Below are 3,919 nucleotides of genomic sequence, written 5' to 3'. Positions count from 1 at the left end.
GCGCGTGCGGCCATCTGCACGGCAGCCCCGGCCCGGCTCAGGCGCCCGCCACCTTCATCCGGTCGACGAGGATGGAGCCGGTGGTCTTGGCGCCGTAGTTGTAGGCGTCGGCGCCCACGGCCTGGATGCCCAGCAGCATGTCCTTCAGGTTGCCGGCGATGGTGATCTCCTGCACCGGGAAGGCGATCTCGCCGTTCTCGACCCAGAAGCCGCTGGCGCCGCGCGAGTAGTCGCCCGTCACGTAGTTCACACCCTGCCCCATCAGCTCGATGACGAACAGGCCGGTGCCGAGCTTGCGCAGCATGGCCTGGAGGTCGTCGCCCGGCTGCGTGAGGCGCGAGGAGAGCGTCAGGTTGTGCGAGCCGCCGGCGTTGCCGGTGGTCTTCATCCCCAGCTTGCGCGCCGAGTAGGTGGACAGGAAGTAGCCCTCCAGCCGGCCGCCGTCGACCACCTTGCGCCGGCGCGTGACGACGCCCTCGTCGTCGAAGGGCGCGCTGCCCTTGCCGCGGGGCGCGAACGGGTCTTCCAGCACATCGACGTGGCCGGGCAGCACCGGCTTGCCCAGCGAATCGAGCAGGAAGCTGCTGCGCCGGTACAGCGCGCCGCCGCTGGTGGCCTGCACCAGCGCGCCGAGCAGGCCGGCGGCCAGGGGCGACTCGAACAGCACCGGGCATTCGGTGGTCTTGATCTTGCGCGCCTTCAGCCGGCTGAGCGCGCGCTCGGCGGCATAGCGGCCCACCGCCTCGGGGCTGGCCAGCTCGTCGGCCGAGCGCATCGAGCTGTACCAGGCGTCGCGCTGCATGTCGTCACCCTTGCCGGCGATGGGAGCGACCGAGATGGAATGGCGCGAGCTGGCATAGCCGCCACGGAAGCCGTGCGTGTGCGCGCTGAAGAAGTGGCTCTGCTGCGCCGAGACGCCGGCGCCCTCGCTGTTGGCGATGCGCCTGTCGGTGGCGAAGGCGGCCGCCTCGCAGGCCAGCGCCAGCTTCGCGGCGCCCTCGCTGTCGATGGCCCAGGGGTGGAACAGGTCCAGCTCGGGATGCTCGGTGGCGATGTCCGCCTCGTCCGGCAGGCCGCCCATCGGGTCCTCCGCCGTGAAGCGGGCGATGTCGTAGGCCGCCTGCACGGTCTGGCGGATGGCGGCCTCGGAGAAGTCGGAGGTGCTGGCGTTGCCGCGCCGGTTGCCCACGTAGACCGTCACGCCCAGCGACTTGTCGCGGTTGCGCTCCACGTTCTCCAGCTCGCCCTTGCGCACCGAGACGGTGAGGCCGCACCCTTCGGACGCCTCGGCGCCGGCGTCGGTGGCGCCCAGTTTTTTCGCATGGGCCAGGGCGGTGTCGACCAGGTTCTCGAAGAAGTCCCGGCTGTAGGCAAAGCCGGTATCGGCGCGCGATGTGAGGGTGCTCATGTGGGGGACAATCATAGCGGCGCACCCCTTTTCGGCCGGGTGCCGGACCCCATTCATCCCCATGCCACGCAAACCCAAGAAAGGCTACTTCGTCCGCGGCCATTTCGTCGCCGAAGGCAGCGAACTGGACGCCGAGCTCAAGCGCGAGCTCAAGGGCGGCGTCGAGACCAGCAAGACCGAACTCAAGCGCGAGAGCACCGAGCTGCAGGCGCTGGGCGAGAAGCTGCTGGACCTGCGCGCCGAGGCGATGGCCCGGCTGGACCTGCCCGAGTCGCTGCTGGAGGCGCTGGCCGAGGCGCGCCGCATCAGCAACTTCGAGGGCCGGCGCCGCCAGATGCAGTACGTCGGCAAGCTGATGCGCAAGCTGGACGCCGCCACGCTCGACGCCGCGCGCCTGGCGCTGGACGAGCAGGCGCACGGCCCCGCGCAGGACACCGCCCTGCTGCACGAGGCCGAGCGCTGGCGCGAGCGCCTGCTGGCCGGCGACGACGCCCTCGGCGGCTGGATCGAGACCCATCCCGGCACCGATGCGCAACAGTTGCGCGCGCTGGTGCGCCAGGCGCGCAAGGACTTCCAGGCCGGCCGCGCCGGCGAGGCGCCGCGCCAGGGCAAGGCGTACCGCGAGCTGTTCCAGCTGCTGCGCGCCCAGCTCGCGGTGCACGGCGACGCGGACCACGGCGAACAGGCGGCGGCCGAATCGCGCGAGGAAGACGCATGAGCGACGCGTTCGACCCCGTCGTCATCGGCATCGTCTCGGTGAGCGACCGCGCCTCCAGCGGCGTCTACCAGGACCAGGGCCTGCCGGCCCTGCAGGACTGGCTGACGCGCGCGCTGAAGAACCCGATCCGCTTCGAGCCGCGCCTCATCCCCGACGAGCAGGAGCGCATCAGCGCCGCGCTGGTCGAGCTGGTGGACGCCGGCTGCTCGCTGGTGCTGACCACCGGCGGCACCGGCCCCGCCCCGCGCGACGTGACGCCCGAGGCCACCCTGGCCGTGGCCGACAGGGTGATGCCCGGCTTCGGCGAACAGATGCGCCAGATCAGCCTGGCCTTCGTGCCGACGGCGATCCTCTCGCGGCAGGTGGCGGTGATCCGCGGCAAGAGCCTCATCGTCAACCTGCCCGGCCAGCCCAAGGCCATCGCCGAGACGCTGGAAGGGCTGAAGGCGCCGGACGGCACGCAGAAGGTGCCCGGCATCTTCGCGGCCGTGCCTTACTGCATCGACCTCATCGGCGGGCCGTACCTGGAGACCCACGAGGCGGTCTGCAAGGCATTCCGGCCCAAGTCGGCGGTCCGGCCGCCGCGCGGCTAACCAGAACTCCGCGTCCAGTTCGTCGGGCTCGGCCAGCGGCGGCGGCGTCAGGCCGCCGGCGCGGCCACGCGCCGCCGGGCGGCCAGCGCGGTCAGCCGCTCGCCCAGGAATTCCGCCAGCGCCCGCGCCGCCGCGCTGCGCAGCGGCTCGGGCCGGCGCAGCAGCACCACGCGCCGCTCGATCTTCGGCTGGCGCAGCGGCACCACGCGCAGCTCCGGGTCGTGCAGCGCCACGGTGTACAGCCGCGGCATCAGCCCCAGCGCCAGCCGGCTGCGCGCCAGCGCATGCAGCGTCTCGGCGTAGCGCACGCGCAGCGGCTGCGGCCCGCCCTCGCCGAACTGGGCGCGCGCCGGGCCGCCCAGGGCCGGCATGCTGCCGCTTTCGAACAGGGCGAGCCGCTCGCTGCCCAGGGCCTTCCAGCTCGCGCTGCGGGCGGCGGCCAAGGGATGGTCGCGGTGCACGAGCAGCACCAGCGGGTCGCGGAACAGATCGGTGCAGGCCAGGCCCTCGGGCGCCTCGGTGATCGCCGCCACCGCCACGTCGAGCTGGCCGCCGCGCAGGCGCTCCACCAGTTCGGTCGAGGGCGCGTCGGCCCACTCGACGCTCACCGCGCCGGGCTGCCGCGCCTCGAAGGCGGCCACCGCCGCCGCCACCTGCCTGCCGGCCGAGGGGATGACGCCGATGCGCACATGGGCGCGGCCGCGCACCACCACGTTGCGAATGTCGCGCAGCGCCTGGTCCACCGTGTTCACCACGAAGTCGGTGCGCTCCAGCACCTCGGCGCCCAGCGGGGTGAGCGCCAGGCGGTGGGTGGTGCGCTCCAGCAGCGGCGCGCCCAGCAGGCGCTCCATCTGCTTGATGGCATTGCTCAGCGCTGGCTGGGTGATCGACAGGCGCTGCGCCGCGCGGCCGAAATGCCCCTCCTGAACCAGCACCGAGAAGCACTGGAGGTGGCGCAGCGTCAGCGCGCGCAGCGGGGCCGGGTCCATGGCATGTTCATCACTTGCTTGAATGAAATTATAGAAATTCATCACTTCTGCTTCGGCCGGGCGCTTTCTAGACTCCCGCGCATGCACGCTGCCCCGAATCGCGCCGACGCCCCGCTCTCGCTGGAGGCGATGCTGCACGCCATGCCCAAGGCCGAACTGCACTGCCACCTGTTCGGCACCGTGCGCCGCGCCACCTTCGAGGCGCTGAACC

Annotated in this window: 4 protein-coding genes; 2 read left to right on the top strand and 2 right to left on the bottom strand. The window is 72.2% G+C overall.

Features of this window, described 5'->3' with window-relative positions; translation table 11 throughout:
- Positions 1-37: 37 nt before the first annotated feature.
- Positions 38-1,408 carry a metalloprotease PmbA gene (pmbA, locus tag ACIY1X_RS25345; RefSeq protein WP_399686166.1) on the bottom strand — a complete coding sequence of 457 codons (1,371 nt, stop codon included), beginning with the start codon at positions 1,406-1,408 and terminating at the stop codon, positions 38-40.
- A gap of 61 nt (positions 1,409-1,469) precedes the next feature.
- Between pmbA and yjgA the strand changes: the two genes are divergently transcribed.
- Positions 1,470-2,126, top strand: a complete 657-nt coding sequence (yjgA, locus tag ACIY1X_RS25340; RefSeq protein WP_038213308.1) for a ribosome biogenesis factor YjgA — start codon at positions 1,470-1,472, stop codon at positions 2,124-2,126.
- Positions 2,123-2,719, top strand: coding sequence for a molybdopterin adenylyltransferase (gene mog, locus ACIY1X_RS25335; protein ID WP_399686164.1), 597 nt, complete (start codon positions 2,123-2,125; stop codon positions 2,717-2,719). Before yjgA ends, mog begins: the two co-directional genes overlap by 4 nt.
- Before the next feature lie 47 nt (positions 2,720-2,766).
- On the opposite strand, the gene ACIY1X_RS25330 is transcribed toward mog, so the two are convergent.
- A complete protein-coding gene (locus ACIY1X_RS25330) occupies positions 2,767-3,708 on the bottom strand; it encodes a LysR family transcriptional regulator (RefSeq protein WP_399686162.1) in 942 nt (313 codons plus the stop codon).
- Between the last annotated feature and the right edge of the window lie 211 nt (positions 3,709-3,919).

This window comes from Xenophilus sp., assembly GCF_044462705.1.
In the GTDB taxonomy this organism is placed as follows: domain Bacteria; phylum Pseudomonadota; class Gammaproteobacteria; order Burkholderiales; family Burkholderiaceae_C; genus Xenophilus; species Xenophilus azovorans.
Note: the sequence above shows the minus strand (reverse complement) of the source record. Positions and strands in the feature narration are given on the sequence as shown.

Excerpts from the sequence above, each read along its gene's own strand:
- pmbA (WP_399686166.1), bottom strand. The coding sequence starts at position 1,408 with ATGAGCACCCTCACATCGCGCGCCGATACCGGCTTTGCCTACAGCCGG.
- yjgA (WP_038213308.1), top strand. The coding sequence starts at position 1,470 with ATGCCACGCAAACCCAAGAAAGGCTACTTCGTCCGCGGCCATTTCGTC.
- mog (WP_399686164.1), top strand. The coding sequence starts at position 2,123 with ATGAGCGACGCGTTCGACCCCGTCGTCATCGGCATCGTCTCGGTGAGC.
- ACIY1X_RS25330 (WP_399686162.1), bottom strand. The coding sequence starts at position 3,708 with ATGGACCCGGCCCCGCTGCGCGCGCTGACGCTGCGCCACCTCCAGTGC.